14 protein-coding genes and 1 pseudogene are annotated in these 14,000 nt (G+C 76.4%); 7 read left to right on the top strand and 8 right to left on the bottom strand.

Annotated features, from left to right (window positions below):
* Positions 1-21: 21 nt before the first annotated feature.
* Positions 22-660 (bottom strand): 2-phospho-L-lactate guanylyltransferase, encoded by a 639-nt coding sequence (gene cofC / locus ECOMGDLI_RS14375; RefSeq protein WP_088317514.1) that lies wholly within the window; start codon positions 658-660, stop codon positions 22-24.
* 85 nt (positions 661-745) lie between these two features.
* On the opposite strand from cofC, the gene ECOMGDLI_RS14370 reads away from it, so the two are divergent.
* Positions 746-1,516 carry a 1-acyl-sn-glycerol-3-phosphate acyltransferase gene (locus ECOMGDLI_RS14370; RefSeq protein WP_198954855.1) on the top strand — a complete coding sequence of 257 codons (771 nt, stop codon included), beginning with the start codon at positions 746-748 and terminating at the stop codon, positions 1,514-1,516.
* Positions 1,513-2,541: an NAD(P)H-dependent glycerol-3-phosphate dehydrogenase gene (locus tag ECOMGDLI_RS14365; protein ID WP_088317512.1), complete on the top strand. Its 1,029-nt coding sequence runs from the start codon at positions 1,513-1,515 to the stop codon at positions 2,539-2,541. Before ECOMGDLI_RS14370 ends, ECOMGDLI_RS14365 begins: the two co-directional genes overlap by 4 nt.
* A 13-nt stretch (positions 2,542-2,554) precedes the next feature.
* Here the strand turns inward: ECOMGDLI_RS14365 and ECOMGDLI_RS14360 are convergent, their stop codons facing one another.
* Positions 2,555-3,694 (bottom strand): PLP-dependent aspartate aminotransferase family protein, encoded by a 1,140-nt coding sequence (locus ECOMGDLI_RS14360; RefSeq protein WP_088317511.1) that lies wholly within the window; start codon positions 3,692-3,694, stop codon positions 2,555-2,557.
* 96 nt (positions 3,695-3,790) lie between these two features.
* Here ECOMGDLI_RS14360 and ECOMGDLI_RS14355 point away from each other — a divergent pair, with 96 nt between their 5' ends.
* On the top strand, positions 3,791-4,963 hold the full coding sequence (locus ECOMGDLI_RS14355) for a D-alanine--D-alanine ligase family protein (protein WP_088317510.1): 1,173 nt from the start codon (positions 3,791-3,793) through the stop codon (positions 4,961-4,963).
* Positions 4,964-5,039: 76 nt separating this feature from the next.
* Here ECOMGDLI_RS14355 and ECOMGDLI_RS14350 read toward each other — a convergent pair whose 3' ends face one another.
* The 4 genes from ECOMGDLI_RS14350 to ECOMGDLI_RS14335 are packed head-to-tail and all read right to left on the bottom strand — an operon-like array spanning position 5,040 to position 7,485.
* Complete coding sequence (locus ECOMGDLI_RS14350) at positions 5,040-6,158, bottom strand: hypothetical protein (protein WP_088317509.1); 1,119 nt, start codon at positions 6,156-6,158, stop codon at positions 5,040-5,042.
* On the bottom strand, positions 6,155-6,724 hold the full coding sequence (locus ECOMGDLI_RS14345; protein ID WP_088317508.1) for a sigma factor-like helix-turn-helix DNA-binding protein: 570 nt from the start codon (positions 6,722-6,724) through the stop codon (positions 6,155-6,157). Before ECOMGDLI_RS14345 ends, ECOMGDLI_RS14350 begins: the two co-directional genes overlap by 4 nt.
* A 54-nt stretch (positions 6,725-6,778) precedes the next feature.
* Positions 6,779-7,240: a DUF3515 family protein gene (locus ECOMGDLI_RS14340; RefSeq protein WP_158221005.1), complete on the bottom strand. Its 462-nt coding sequence runs from the start codon at positions 7,238-7,240 to the stop codon at positions 6,779-6,781.
* Positions 7,241-7,251: 11 nt separating this feature from the next.
* Positions 7,252-7,485 carry an Lrp/AsnC family transcriptional regulator gene (locus tag ECOMGDLI_RS14335; protein ID WP_088284075.1) on the bottom strand — a complete coding sequence of 78 codons (234 nt, stop codon included), beginning with the start codon at positions 7,483-7,485 and terminating at the stop codon, positions 7,252-7,254.
* Between the two features lie 124 nt (positions 7,486-7,609).
* Here ECOMGDLI_RS14335 and ECOMGDLI_RS14330 point away from each other — a divergent pair, with 124 nt between their 5' ends.
* Positions 7,610-8,623, top strand: a complete 1,014-nt coding sequence (locus ECOMGDLI_RS14330) for a thiamine-phosphate kinase (protein ID WP_088317506.1) — start codon at positions 7,610-7,612, stop codon at positions 8,621-8,623.
* Positions 8,624-8,716: 93 nt separating this feature from the next.
* Here ECOMGDLI_RS14330 and rpmB read toward each other — a convergent pair whose 3' ends face one another.
* The gene (gene rpmB / locus ECOMGDLI_RS14325; protein ID WP_088317505.1) at positions 8,717-8,902 is read right to left on the bottom strand and encodes a 50S ribosomal protein L28; all 186 of its coding nucleotides are present in this window, start codon (positions 8,900-8,902) and stop codon (positions 8,717-8,719) included.
* A gap of 178 nt (positions 8,903-9,080) precedes the next feature.
* Here rpmB and ECOMGDLI_RS14320 point away from each other — a divergent pair, with 178 nt between their 5' ends.
* The 3 genes from ECOMGDLI_RS14320 to rsmD are packed head-to-tail and all read left to right on the top strand — an operon-like array spanning position 9,081 to position 13,475.
* Positions 9,081-10,700 (top strand): DAK2 domain-containing protein, encoded by a 1,620-nt coding sequence (locus tag ECOMGDLI_RS14320; RefSeq protein ID WP_088317504.1) that lies wholly within the window; start codon positions 9,081-9,083, stop codon positions 10,698-10,700.
* 3 nt (positions 10,701-10,703) lie between these two features.
* Positions 10,704-12,902, top strand: a complete 2,199-nt coding sequence (recG, locus tag ECOMGDLI_RS14315) for an ATP-dependent DNA helicase RecG (RefSeq protein WP_198954854.1) — start codon at positions 10,704-10,706, stop codon at positions 12,900-12,902.
* A 12-nt stretch (positions 12,903-12,914) separates the two neighbouring features.
* Positions 12,915-13,475 (top strand): 16S rRNA (guanine(966)-N(2))-methyltransferase RsmD, encoded by a 561-nt coding sequence (rsmD, locus tag ECOMGDLI_RS14310; protein ID WP_088317502.1) that lies wholly within the window; start codon positions 12,915-12,917, stop codon positions 13,473-13,475.
* A gap of 25 nt (positions 13,476-13,500) precedes the next feature.
* Here rsmD and ECOMGDLI_RS14305 read toward each other — a convergent pair.
* Positions 13,501-14,000 (bottom strand): annotated as a pseudogene (locus ECOMGDLI_RS14305) (methyl-accepting chemotaxis protein); the annotation flags it as partial.

Raw genomic sequence — 14,000 nt, 5'->3', positions numbered from 1 at the left:
GGCTGCCGGCCGCGGGGCGGCTCAGGGGCGGGCGTGGCTCGGGACGTCGTCGGTGCACGCCCGCGTCCGCGGGCCGGCGCCCAGGGCCAGGACCTCCGCGAGGTCGGCCCCCGTGTCGACGTCCCGCCGCAGCCGGGGCAGGTCGAGGTCCAGCCGGACGGCGCCGCGGCGCACGTGCTCGTCGGCAGAGCCCGGCCCGAACGCCGGGTCGAGGTCGCCGGGCCGGCGCCCCGCCAGGAGCACGCTGCCCGTGCCGTCGGCGTCCGGCACGAGCGCGCAGGCGGCGTCCCGCAGCACCCGGCGGCAGGCCTCGAGCGCCTCGCCGAGGTCGGCCGGGCGCAGCGCGGGCAGGTCGCCGAGAAGGACGGCGACGTGCTCGTCCGGGGCCGCGGCGAGCCCGTCCTTGACGGCGGCGAGCAGCCCCGAGCCCGGGGCGGACTCCCCGACGACCAGGGCGCCGAGCAGCCGCGCGTGGGCCGCCGTGCCGTCGTCCGACGTCACGACGACGACCGACCGGACGCCCGGGGCGCCGACGACGGCCTCCAGGGTGTCCAGGGCGAGCGCGGCCGCGAGGCCGGGCGGGCCGCCGAGGCGGGACTTGGCGCCGGGGCCGCCCTTGAGGGGGACGACCACCGTCCAGCGGCGCCTGCGGGGACTCATGGTCCGATCCTCGCACCGGCGGCTCGACACCCGACGAGGCGGGGGAGAGGATGAGCGCCGACCCAGCCCCCGCCCCGGAGGACGCGTGACCGCCCGCCGCTACGCCCCCGCCTACCGCCTCGCCGCGGCGATCGCCAAACCGCCCCTGCTGGCCTTCACCCGGCGGGACTGGCAGGGCGCCGAGCACCTGCGGCGCGACGGCGGCTTCGTCGTGGCGGCCAACCACCTCAGCTACGCGGACCCGCTGACCCTGGCGCACTTCCTCTACGACAACGGGATCCCGCCGCGCTTCCTCGGCAAGGAGGCGGTCTTCCGGATCCCCGTGCTCGGCCGGATCGTCACCGCGGCCCGGCAGATCCCGGTGTACCGGGAGAGCGCGGACGCCGGCAGGGCGCTGTCCGCGGCCGTCGCGGCGGTGGAGGAGGGCGACTGCGTCGTCGTCTACCCCGAGGCGACGCTGACCCGGGACCCCGACCTGTGGCCGATGGTCGGCAAGACCGGCGCCGCCCGGGTCGCCCTGACGACCGGCTGCCCCGTCGTCCCCGTGGCGCAGTGGGGGCCGCAGGAGATCATGTGGCCGTACGCGCGCAAGCCCCGGCTGCTGCCGCGCACGACCGTCCACGTGCTCGCCGGGCCGCCGGTGGACCTGTCCGCCTACGCGGGCCTGCCGCTCGACGCCGTGACACTGAAGGCCGCGACTGACACGATCCTCGACGCGGTCGCAGTGCTTCTCGGCCGTCTGCGCGGGGAGCGGCCGCCGGAGCACCGGTGGGACCCGCGCGAGCACGACCAGCCGCGCATCGGCGACCCGACCCGGGACGGCCGCGACGCGACCGAGGGACGGGAGACCGGATGACAGGCACCGCGCGGACCACGGGCACGGTGAAGGTCGCCGTCATGGGGACCGGCTCCTGGGGGACGACCTTCGGGATCGTCCTCGCGGACGCCGGGGCGCAGGTCGCGATGTGGGGCCGCCGCCCCGAGGTGTGCGACGAGGTCTCGCAGCGCCACCGCAACAGCGCCTACCTCGGGGACATCCCGCTGCCCCCGACGATGACGGCCACGACGGACGCCGCGCAGGCCCTCGACGGCGCCGCGATCGTCGTCCTCGCCGTGCCCTCGCAGACCCTGCGGGCCAACCTCGAGGGCTGGCTGCCGGCCCTGCCGGGCGACGCCGTCCTCGTGAGCCTCATGAAGGGCGTCGAGCTCGGCACGATGCTGCGGATGAGCGAGGTCGTCGCGCAGACGGCGAAGGTCGGCCCCGAGCGGGTCGCCGTCGTCTCCGGGCCGAACCTCGCCAAGGAGATCGCCGTCCGGCAGCCCACCGCGACCGTCGTCGCGTGCGCCGACCTCGCCGTCGCGGACCGGGTCGCCGCCGCCTGCTCGGCACCGTACTTCCGCCCGTACACCCAGACCGACGTCGTCGGCGTCGAGCTCGGGGGAGCGGTGAAGAACGTCATCGCGCTCGCCGTCGGCATCGCCGAGGGGATGGGCTTCGGGGACAACACGAAGGCCTCGCTCATCACCCGCGGCCTCGCCGAGACGACCCGGCTCGGGCTGGCCCTCGGCGCCGACCCCGCGACGATGGCCGGGCTCGCGGGTCTCGGCGACCTCGTCGCGACGTGCGCGTCACCGCTGTCGCGGAACCGGACGTTCGGCGTCGAGATGGGCCGGGGGCTTTCGGTGGCCGAGGTCGTCGCCCGGACCAGCCAGACCGCCGAGGGCGTGAAGTCCTGCCGGTCGATCCTCGAGCTGGCCCGGGCGCACGGCGTCGACATGCCGATCGCCGAGCAGGTCGTCGCGGCCGTCCACGAGGGACTGCCGGTCGCGGAGATGGCCGCCCGGCTGCTCGGGCGGCCGCGCAAGTTCGAGCTCGCCTAGGGCTCAGAGGGGCTCAGAGGGCGTCCAGGGCCTGGGCCAGGTCGGCCCACAGGTCCTCGACGTCCTCGATCCCGACCGACAGCCGGACGAGGCCCTCCGGCACGGTGAGGGCCTCGGCGGGCCAGCGGCGGCGGCGCTCGAGCGACGACTCGACGCCGCCGAGGCTCGTGGCGTGCAGCCAGAGCCGGACGGCGTCCGCGAACCGCTCCGCGGCGTCCCCGCCGCCGTGCACCTCGACCGAGACGATCGCGCCGAAGCCCTGCATCTGGGCGGCGGCGCGGGCGTGGCCGGGGTCGTCGGGCAGCGACGGGTGCCGCACCCGGGACACCTTCGGGTGCCCGGCGAGTCGCTCCGCGAGGACGGCGGCGTTCGCCTGGGCGCGCTCGACCCGCAGCGCGAGGGTGCGGATCCCGCGGGTGGCGAGGTAGGCCTCGAAGGGGCCGGCGATCGCGCCGCGCACGGTGCGGTCCGTGGCGAGCCGGGCGAGCAGGTCCGGGCTGCGGGTCACGGCGGCGCCGAGGACGACGTCGGAGTGGCCGGCGAGGTACTTCGTCACCGAGTGGACGACGACGTCGACGCCGTGGTCGAGCGGGCGCAGCACGAGCGGCGTCGCGAACGTGTTGTCCGCGACGACGAGGACGCCGCGGGCGTGCGCGGCCGCGACGAGCGCCGGCAGGTCGGCGACCTCGACGAGCGGGTTCGACGGCGTCTCGACCCAGAGCAGGTCCGCCCCGTCGAGGGCCGCGACGACCGCGTCGGTGTCCGCGAGGTCGACGGTCTCGACCTTCGCGCGGCCCGCCGCGGCGAGCGCGTCGACGGCGATCATGGTGCCCGAGTACGGGTTGCGCGGGACGACGAGCCGGCCGCCCTCGGGCAGCAGCGCGAGCGCGGAGCCGATCGCGGCCATCCCGGAGGCGTAGACGAGCGCGTCGCCGCCCTCGAGCGCGCCCAGAGCGGTCTCGAACGCCGTCCACGTCTCGTTCGTGAACCGGCCGTACACCGGCCCGGGCTCGCCGCCGGGAGGCGCCGCGACGTACGTCGACGACAGCACGACCGGGGTGTTGACGGGGGCGCCCGGGACCTTGTCCGGGCGGCCGGCGCAGACGGCGAGGGTGGCGGGCGAGAGCGCGGGCGGGTCGGCGGGGTCGGTCATGCGCCGAGGGTAGCCAGCGGCCCGGGCGGCCGGTCCCGCAGGTCGATCCCGGGACGCTTACCTGCCCGACACGAGACGGGGGTAGCCTCGCGGGCGATGAACGCGCACACGGACCCCGCCCCCGACAGCCCGCTCGACGCACCGGCCGGCACGCCGCCCGGGCGCCGTCCCCGGGTCGCCGTCGTCTTCGGCGGCCGGTCGAGCGAGCACGGCGTCAGCTGCGTCACCGCGGCCGGCGTGCTCGGTGCGATCGACCGCGACGTCTGGGACGTCGTCCCGATCGGCATCACCCCGACCGGGCGCTGGGTGCTCGCGGGCGAGGACCCCAAGCGCTGGCAGATCGAGGCTGGCGAGCTCCCGCAGGTCGAGCCCGACGAGGGCCCGGGCGTCGTCGTCCCGCTCGAGGCGGGCAGCACCGAGCTGACGACCCTCGAGCCGGGCCGGGTGCCCGAGGCGCTCGGTGCGGTGGACGTCGTCTTCCCGCTGCTGCACGGGCCGTTCGGCGAGGACGGCACGATCCAGGGGATGCTCGAGCTCGCCGACATCCGCTACGTCGGCTCCGGGGTGCTCGCGAGCGCGGCGAGCATGGACAAGCACTACATGAAGGTGCTCCTCGCGGGCGCCGGGCTGCCCGTCGGCCCCTACCTCGTCGTCTCCCCGCGGGACTGGGAGCGGCGCGCGGACGAGGTCCGGGCGGACGTCGAGGAGCTCGGCTACCCGGTCTTCGTCAAGCCCGCCCGGGCCGGGTCGAGCATCGGCATCTCGAAGGTCAAGAGCCCCGAGGACCTCGACGCCGCGATCGAGGAGGCCCGCCGGCACGACCCGAAGGTCGTCGTCGAGGCGATGGTCACCGGCCGCGAGATCGAGTGCGCCGTCCTGGAGAGCCTGGACGGCGGGACGCCCGCGACGAGCCTGCCGGGCGAGATCCGGGTCGTCGCCGGTCACGACTTCTACGACTTCGAGGCGAAGTACCTCGACGAGGGCAACGTCCGCCTCGAGTGCCCCGCGGACCTGCCCGACGAGGTCGTCCACCGGGTCCGCGACCTCGCGGTGCGCACGTTCGAGGCGATGGGCTGCGAGGGTCTGGCCCGGGTCGACTTCTTCGTCACGCCGACGAACGAGGTCGTCGTCAACGAGATCAACACGATGCCGGGCTTCACACCGTTCTCGATGTACCCGCGGATGTGGGAGCAGACCGGCCTGTCGTACCCGCAGCTCGTCGACCGGTTGCTCCGGCTGGCCCTGGCCCGGCCCACCGGCTTGCGCTGACGGCACCGACGCCTGACCCGTTCGTGCGGAAGGTCCCGCGGCAGACCGCCGCGAGACCTTCCGCAGGACCTGGCTGTCAGGTGTTCGTCGGGATCGGGCCCTCCGCGGCTGCCACCAGGCGAGGGTCGTCGGGGGTCACCTTGGTGACGGTCCGGGCGATCTCGACCGCCTGCGCGAGGCTCAGGTCTCCACCCACCTGGAACGTGGGGCCGGCTCCCGGCTGCCAGACGAGGCGGCTCAGCTTGCCGCCGGCGACCCAGACCGCGTCCACGCCCGGGCCGAGGTCGACGTCCTGCGCGCCGACGTGCTGCCGTTCGAGCACGATCCGGGCCGCGCGGGCGTCGCGGACCTCCAGCTCCCAGTGCTCGGCGGACTCGCCGTTCGCGGAGCCGTACGTCATGAGGACGTAGCGGGAGGTCCGGGGCGGCTGGTCGGCGTCGGTGAGCAGCCGCCGCTGCGTGAGCCCGGCGGGGAGCGAGTCGGCCGCGACGGTGCCGCCGTCGAGCCGGAGCCCGGCGATGCCCGCGGTGACCTCAGCGGCGGTCAGACCCTCGGCCTCGACCGCCCACGTCGACCCGTCCGGCTCCGACCACGTGGCCCGGGCCAGAGGGGCGGCTCCCGGCAGCTGCTGCGTCACGGCGAGGAGGACCCGGCGTCCGCCCGCGTCGACGGTCGACGTCGTCGTGTCGTCCCCGAAGGACGCCCCGGCCGGGAGCATCGGCCCGGCGTCCGGGCCCGTCACGGTGAAGGAGGCGGTGACGACACCACCGCTGAGGCGGGCCGCCGTGGCCGCGAGCCGTGCGGCGGGGCAGTCGCTGCGGGTGGAGCGGACGAACACGTCCTCGACGAGCGGACCCGAGACCGCGGTGTCCGGCAGGTACAGCAGGTCCGTCGCGTCCGCGTAGGGAATCTGCTCGGCGTAGCCGGTGGCGCACCCGATCGGCAGGTCGGGGGCCGCGGGCTGCCCGGCGACCACGCCCGCCGCCCCGCCGAAGGGCAGCGGGGTGCCGGTGAGCACCACGCCGGCCAGGCCCGCGGCGGCGCCGGCCATCCCCACGCCGGTGCGGCGCCGCAGCCGCAGCCGCCCGGCCCGGCGCCGGACGTCGGCGATCGGCCGGGACGGTGCGGGCCGCACGTCGTCCGGGGCGACGAGCCGTCGGAGCGCGGCCTCGGGGAACAGGTCGGTGTCGGTCATCGGGGGCTCCTCGTCGAGGCGTCGGGGCGGACGTCGGTACTGATGTCGGGGGACAGGACCCGGTCCGGTGCGTGGTCGGCCAGCAGCACGGCGAGCCGGGCGCGGGCCTTGTGCAGGGTGGAGGCGACGGCGCCCCGGGTGAGGTTCATGGCCTCGGCGACCTCGGCCTCCGACAGATCGGCGACGTAGCGCAGCGCGACCGCGGTGCGGGCCCTCGGACCGAGCCGGGCGACGGCGTCCCAGAGCCAGGGGTCGGGCTCCGGGGGCGGTGCGACGTGCCCAGCCCGCTGCCGGGCGAGCCAGCGGCGTTCGGTGGCCAGCCGGCGCCAGCCCGAGCGCACCTGGTTGAGCGCGACGGTGTACACCCAGCCGTTCGGAGCTCCGGTACGGGACAGCCGCGGCCAGTGCACGAGTGCGCGGGCGAACGCCTCGGCGGTCGCCTCCTCGGCGACGCCGACGTCGCCGGTGACGAGCGCGAGCGTCGACCGCAGCCTGGGGAACTCGCGGGCGTACCAGTCCGCGAAGTCGAGGGGCGGCCCGGTGCCGGGCCGGTCGGTGGAGGTCATACGGGTTCCACGCCCGACGGCCCCGTCTGCTTCACCGTCGTGTCCGCCGTGAGGTCACAGGCCCTGGCAGGCCCGTCCGTTCGACGGGAGGGCGCGGGCCACCGGGGCGAGGTCGATCGCCGCGGCGGAGGCGTTCTCGCGGCCGTAGTCGCCGGGGACCGTCACCTCGACGGCGGGGTCACGTCCGAACGAGACGAGGACGACGGGCACCGCCTCGTCGGCGGACGTGAGCAGCCAGTCGGTGCCGTCGAGCTCGAGGCAGCGGTCGGGCGACGGGCCGGGGGCGGCGAGGCCGCAGCGGACGACGATCGGCGGCTCGCCGTATGCGAGCGCACCGGCGACGTCGAGCGGCGTCCGGGCCTTGCCGAGCACCGTCGCGGGGGCCGCGGCGAGCGCCGTCGTGCACGCGGCCGCGGACGCGGACGGCGCCGGCTGCACCGCCTCGGAGCCCGAGCAGGCCGCCGCCGAGGTGACGACGAGCAGCGACGCGGCACCCGCGAGGGCGCCGCGCCGCACGCAGGGACGGGTCAGACGTGGACGACGGTGCACGTGAGCGTGCGGGTGATGCCCTTGACGTCCTGGATCCGGGCGATGACGAGCTGGCCCAGCTCGTCGACGCTGCCGGCCTCGACCCGGGCGATGACGTCGTACGGCCCGGTGACGTCCTCCGCGAGGGTCACCCCGGCCAGCTGACGGATCTCGCGCGCCACCTCGGACGACTTGCCCACCTCGGTCTGGATGAGGATGTAGGCCTGCACCACCACGGGTCCTCCTGTCGTCGGGCGTCGGTCGGCCGCCTGATCGGGTCGGTTCCGGGGCAGGGGTAACCTGCCCACCGGTCGCGACACGCTACCGTGCCGCCGCCCGTCGTGGTGAGGGAGGGACGTGGGGGAGGACACCCTCGGCACCGTCGGGGAGGACGGCCTCGTCGCGTCCGTGCTCGCGCGCTACCCGGCGGCCCCGGCGCTCGTCCGGGTCGGCCCCGGGGACGACGCCGCCGTCCTCGACCTCACCGGTCCCGTCGTCGTCTCGACCGACACCCTCGTCGAGGGCCAGGACTTCCGGTTCGACTGGTCGACCGGCACCGAGGTCGGGGTGAAGACCGCCGCGCAGAACCTCGCGGACGTCGCGGCGATGGGCGCCCGACCGGTCGCCCTGCTCGTCAGCCTCGCCGCCCCCGCGCACCTGCCGGCGGGCTGGGCCCGTGACCTGGCCGACGGGCTCGCCGACGAGTGCACCCGGGCGGGCGCCTCCGTCGTCGGCGGCGACGTCAGCGCGGCGTCCGAGGTCGTGCTCACGGGGACGGCGCTGGGCGTCCTCGAGGGCGGCCGGGGCCCGCTGCTGCGCTCGGGCGCACGCGCCGGGGACGTCGTCGCGCTCGCGGGCACCACCGGCCCCTCCGCGGCGGGCCTCGCCCTGCTGCTCGCCGGCCACGGCCGCACGGGCCGGCCGCAGGACACCGCCCTCGACGCGCTCGTCACGGCGCACGTCGCCCCGCGGCCGCCCTACCCCGCCGGTCCGGCCGCCGCACAGGCCGGCGCGACCGCCCTCATCGACACCAGCGACGGCCTCCTGCGGGACGCGGAGCGGCTCGCGACGTCGTCCGGGGTCGTCGTCGACCTCGACCCGGCGGCGCTCGCGCCGGGCGACGCGCTGCGCGCCGCGGCGCGCGCCCTCGGAGCGGCCGACGCCGCCGCCGCCGAGGCCCGGGGCCTGCAGTGGGTGCTGTCGGGCGGCGAGGACCACGCCCTGCTCGGGTGCTTCCCGCCGGACGCCGCGCTGCCCGCACCGTTCCGCGCCGTCGGCACCGTCCGGGCGGTCGCGGACGGCGGCCCGCCCGGCGTGCTCGTCGGCGGCCGGCCCTGGACGGGCCCGACGGGCTGGCACCACTTCACGTGAGGCGGCCGCCCGGGGCGACCCGGCCCGGACATGCGTCGAGGGCCGGTCCCCCTGGGGCGACCGGCCCTCGACGTGCGAACAGGTGCGGCTCGGTCAGCGGGTGACCTTGCCGGCCTTGAGGCACGAGGTGCAGACGTTGAGCCGCTTCGGCGTGGCACCCACCATCGCCCGGACCCGCTGGATGTTCGGGTTCCAGCGGCGCTTCGTGCGCCGGTGCGAGTGCGAGATGTTGTGACCGAAGCCCGGCCCCTTGCCGCAGACGTCGCAGTTGGCAGCCACGGGAAGTACTCCTGACAGAAGGTCGGACGGTTCGGGCGGCCCCGCGAGCGAAGGCTTCGCGCGCGTGACCCCGACCCGCTTCCGGGCCGATGAGTCAGGGCAACCACGAAAGGGTATCCGAGACCTGGCCCGCGGCCCAAACCGGCACCCCGTCGGGGCCGGTCGATAGCCTGCCACCATGCCCGAGCTCCTCGACGCGCGCATCGCCCGGCTCTGGGCCGTGCGCAGCCTCCTGGCTCTCGGCCGGGCCCGCGAGGAGATCGACGCGCTCAACGTCTACCCGGTGCCCGACGGCGACACCGGCACGAACCTCTACCTCACCGTCGAGGCGGCCTGCGCGGCCGTCCTCGCGCTGCCGCCGGACGCCGACCTGCGCACCGTCGCCGAGGCGTTCGCGCACGGTGCGCTGCTCGGCGCCCGGGGCAACTCGGGGATCATCACCGCCCAGATCGTCCGCGGCTGGGCCGACGTCCTCGCCGAGCGAGGCGTCATGGACGTCGCGTCGACCGCGGAGGCGATGCGCCGGGCCGACACCCAGGCCTGGGCCGCGGTGGGGGAGCCCGTCGAGGGCACGATCCTGTCGCTGACCCGGGCCGTCGCGCAGGCCGCCGAGGACGCCGCCGCGGCCGGCCTCGACCTGCCGGCCGCCGTGAGCGCCGTCGTCGTCGCCGCGCGGGAGGCGCTCGACCGCACCCCCGACCAGCTCGAGGCGCTGCGCCGGGCCGGGGTCGTCGACGCCGGCGGCCGCGGCTTCCTCGTCGTGCTCGAGGCGCTCGAGGACGTCGTCCGGGGCGGCACGCCGACCCGCGAGCCGCGCTCGTACCGGCGGCCCGCGCTGCCCGTCGCGGACCTGTCCGAGTGCAGCGACCTCGAGGAGGACGGCCCGGCCTACGAGGTCATGTACCTGCTCGACGCCACCTCGGACGCCGTCCGCACCCTGCGCACCCGGCTCGCGCCGCTCGGGGACTCGCTCGTCGTCGTCGGGGGCGGCGGCCTGTGGCACGTGCACGTCCACGTCGACGACCCGGGCGCCGCCGTCGAGGCCGGGGTCGAGGCGGGCCGGCCGCACCGGATCCGGGTCACCCACTTCGCCGAGCAGCTCGCCGCGGCGTCCCGGCGGCGGGCCGCGCCGCGGGCGGGCGCCGGGCTCGTCGCCTGCGCGGCCGGGCCGGGGCTGGCCGAGCTCTTCGCCTCCGCCGGGGCGGTCGTCGTCCCGGCCGGGCCGGGGCAGCGGCCCTCCACCGCAGACCTGCTCGACGCCGTCCACCGCTGCGCTGCCGAGGCCGTCGTCCTGCTGCCGAACGACTCCGACACCCTCGCCGTCGCCGAGGCCGCCGCGACGGCCGCCCGGGAGCTCGGTCTGCGGGTCGCCGTCGTGCCGACCCGGGCCCAGGTCCAGGGGCTCGCCGCGGCCGCCGTCCACGACCCGACCCGGCAGGTCGGCGACGACATCGTCCGGATGTCCTCGGCCGCCGCCTCGACCCGGGACGGCGGCGTGACCGTCGCCGCGAAGGACGCCTTCACGATGGCCGGCCCGTGCTCGGTCGGCGACGCGCTCGGCGTCGTCCAGGGCGACTTCGCGGTCGTCGGCTCTGACCTCGCGACCGTCGCCGTCGAGGTCGTCGACCGGTTGCTCGCCGGCGGCGGGGAGCTCGTGACCCTCGTGACCGGCCAGGACGGCGACCCGGCGCTCGTCGACGCGGTCACCGCGCACCTGCACCGGACCCGCCGCGACGTCGAGGTCGTCGTCCACGCCGGCGGCCAGCCGCGCTACCCGCTCCTCATAGGGGTGGAGTAGACCGTGGCCACCCGTGTGACGTCCCCGCTCGCCGAGCCGCTCTCGACGAAGGTGCTCGGCCCCGCCGTCACGCTCCTCGAGAAGGAGCTCGGCATCACGACCGTCGGCGACCTGCTGCGGCACTACCCGCGGCGGTACGGCTCGTGGGGCCAGCTGACGGCCCTGTCCGAGCTGCCCGTCGGGGAGACCGTGACGATCCTCGCCGAGGTGCGCTCGGTGTCGAGACGGGCCATGAAGGCGCGCCGCGGCACGATGCTCGTCGCCGTCGTCACCGACGGCACGAGCGACCTCGAGCTCACGTTCTTCAGCGACCGCGGCCCGCAGCGCGCGCTCGTCGCGGGCCGGCGCGGGATGTTCTCCGGCACCGTCGGGGTCTACCGCGACAAGCGGCAGCTCACCCACCCGACGATCGAGCTCATCGACGACGACACCGACGAGGACGCCGCCCTCGCGAAGATCGACAAGCCGATCGTCATCTACCCGGCCTCGGCCAAGCTCACGTCGGCGCGGATCGCGGCGTGCATGGAGCTCCAGCTCGCCGCGTTGCCGCCGCTGGAGGACCCGCTGCCGGCCGACCTGCTCCGGCGGCGCAGCTTCCTCGGCATCGACGAGGCCTTCCGCAAGATCCACCGCCCGGACGACGCAGACGACTACACGGCGGCCCGACGGCGGTTCCGGTTCGAGGAGGCGTTCGTCCTGCAGGTCGCGCTGGCCCGGCGCCGGCTCGCGGACGGCGCCCAGCAGGCGACGGCCCGGGTGCCGAGCCCGGGCGGGCTCCTCGAGGCGTTCGACGAGCGGCTGCCGTTCACGCTCACCCCGGGGCAGGAGACGGTCGGCGCGGAGATCGCCGCCGACCTCGCGCGGACCTCGCCGATGCACCGGCTCCTGCAGGGCGAGGTCGGCTCCGGCAAGACGGTCGTCGCGCTGCGGGCGATGCTCGCCTGCGTCGACGCGGGCGGCCAGGCGGCGCTGCTCGCCCCGACCGAGGTGCTCGCCGCCCAGCACTACCGCGCGATCACGACGATGCTCGGCGACCTCGCCGCCGGCGGGATGCTCGGCGGCGACGAGCGCGGCACGCAGGTCGTGCTGCTCACCGGCTCGCTGCCGGCCGCCGTGCGCAAGAAGGCGATGCTCGACGCCGTGTCCGGCGACGCCGGCATCGTCGTCGGCACGCACGCGCTGCTCCAGGAGAAGGTCGAGTTCCTCGACCTCGGGCTCGTCGTCGTCGACGAGCAGCACCGGTTCGGCGTCGAGCAGCGGGACGCCCTGCGCGGCAAGGGCCGCACCGTGCCGCACCTGCTCGTCATGACCGCGACGCCGATCCCGCGGACCGTCGCGATGACCGTGTTCGGCGACCTCGAGACCTCGACGCTCGCCGAGCTGCCGGCGGGCCGGTCGCCGATCACGACGCACGTCGTCCCCGCCGCGGAGAAGCCCGGCTGGTACGACCGGACCTGGACCCGGCTGCGCGAGGAGATCGACGCCGGGCACCAGGGGTACGTCGTCTGCCCCCGGATCGGTGAGGGGGCGGGTGAGGGCGCCGCCGAGGACGGCACGGCGCCGCCGCCGGACGACGAGGGCGCGCGGCGCCCGATGCGCGGGGTCCTCGAGGTGCTCGAGGAGCTGCGGGCCACCCCGGCCCTGGCCGGGCTGCGGGTCGAGATGCTCCACGGCCGGCTGCCCGCCGACGAGCGGGACGCGACGATGCGGGCGTTCGCGCGCGGCGACGTCCACGTGCTCGTCGCGACGACCGTCATCGAGGTCGGCGTGGACGTCCCGAACGCGACGGCGATGGTCGTCCTGGACGCCGACCGGTTCGGCGTCTCCCAGCTGCACCAGCTGCGCGGCCGGGTTGGCCGGGGGAGCGCGGCCGGGCTCTGCCTGCTCGTCACCGACCTCGAGGGGCCGGTGCCCGGCCGGGAGCGGCTCGACGCCGTCGCCCGCACCCTCGACGGGTTCGAGCTCGCCCGGGTCGATCTCGAGCAGCGGCGCGAGGGCGACGTCCTGTCGTCCCGGCAGCACGGCCGCTCCTCGCTGCGGCTGCTGCGGGTGCTCAAGGACGAGGTCGTCATCGAGACCGCGCGGCGCGAGGCGACCGCGCTCGTCGGCGCCGACCCGGACCTGTCCGGCCACCCCGAGCTCGCGCTCGAGATCGCCCTGCTCCTCGACGAGGAGCAGGAGGCCTACCTCGAACGCGGCTGACAGAATGACGGCGTGACACGGATCATCGCCGGGAGCGCCGGGGGGCGCCGGCTCGAGACCCCCAAGGGGGACTCGACCCGCCCGACGAGCGACCGGGTCCGGGAGGCGCTGTTCTCCGTGCTCGAGGCGCGCGGCGCCGTCCGCGGTGCCGTCGTCCTCGACCTGTTCGCCGGCAGCGGTGCGCTCGGGCTCGAGGCGGCCAGCCGCGGCGCGGCCGACGTCGTCCTCGTCGACTCCAGCCGGCAGGCCACCGAGGCAGCCCGCGCCAACGTCGCGGCGCTCGGGATGCCCCGGGTCAGCGTCGTCCTCGCGAACGCGCTGCGGCACGTCGAGGGCCGGCCCTCACGGCCCGTGGACCTGGCCTTCCTCGACCCGCCCTACGCGATGGGCGAGGACGACCTCGCCAAGGTGCTCGCGGCGCTGGCGGCCGGCTGGCTCTCCGACGACGGGCTCGTCGTCGTCGAGCGGTCCAGCCGCAGCCCCGAGCCGCGCTGGCCCGACGGGCTCGTGCGGTCCGCCGTCCGCCGGTACGGCGAGACCTCCCTGTGGCTGGCGGGGACGGCGCGCGACTGATGCGCCGCCCCCGGGCACGTCGCTCCTAGAACGCGTCGAACTTCGAGCCGTCGAACTGCGCCGTGTGCCCGGGGCGGGCGAGCACCTCGGGGAGGTGGCCCTGCACCGGCACCACCCCGGCCCGGGCCGGGGCGCGCCCGGCCCGCGCCTGCCGCTGCGCCGCGGCACCGAGCTCGAAGAAGGCCATGAGGGCCTGCAGGCTCGCTGCCTGGCCCTGCATCTCCTCCGCCGTCGCCGCGAGCTCCTCGCTCGAGGACGCCGTCTGCTGGGTCACCTGGCTCATCTGCGCCATCGCCCGGTTGATCTGGCCGACGCCCGCGCTCTGCTCCGCGGACGCCGCGGCGATCTCCTGGACGAGCTCGGACGTGCGCTGGATCGACGGCACGAGGTCGGAGAGCAGGGCACCTGCCCGCTCCGACCGGGCGACGCTGCCGCTCGCGAGCTCGCCGATCTCGGCGGCGGCGACCTGGGAGCGCTCGGCGAGCTTGCCGACCTCGGTCGCGACGACCGCGAAGCCCTTGCCGT

Source organism: Kineosporia sp. R_H_3 (assembly GCF_002198675.1).
Classification (GTDB): Bacteria; Actinomycetota; Actinomycetes; order Actinomycetales; family Kineosporiaceae; genus R-H-3.
Note: the sequence above shows the minus strand (reverse complement) of the source record. Positions and strands in the feature narration are given on the sequence as shown.

Bases quoted from the DNA above. Each gene is read 5' to 3' on its own strand.
- ECOMGDLI_RS14360 (WP_088317511.1), bottom strand. From the start codon at position 3,694: ATGACCGACCCCGCCGACCCGCCCGCGCTCTCGCCCGCCACCCTCGCC.
- ECOMGDLI_RS14350 (WP_088317509.1), bottom strand. From the start codon at position 6,158: ATGACCGACACCGACCTGTTCCCCGAGGCCGCGCTCCGACGGCTCGTC.
- ECOMGDLI_RS14320 (WP_088317504.1), top strand. From the start codon at position 9,081: ATGCCCGAGCTCCTCGACGCGCGCATCGCCCGGCTCTGGGCCGTGCGC.
- ECOMGDLI_RS14345 (WP_088317508.1), bottom strand. From the start codon at position 6,724: ATGACCTCCACCGACCGGCCCGGCACCGGGCCGCCCCTCGACTTCGCG.
- ECOMGDLI_RS14365 (WP_088317512.1), top strand. From the start codon at position 1,513: ATGACAGGCACCGCGCGGACCACGGGCACGGTGAAGGTCGCCGTCATG.
- cofC (WP_088317514.1), bottom strand. From the start codon at position 660: ATGAGTCCCCGCAGGCGCCGCTGGACGGTGGTCGTCCCCCTCAAGGGC.
- ECOMGDLI_RS14355 (WP_088317510.1), top strand. From the start codon at position 3,791: ATGAACGCGCACACGGACCCCGCCCCCGACAGCCCGCTCGACGCACCG.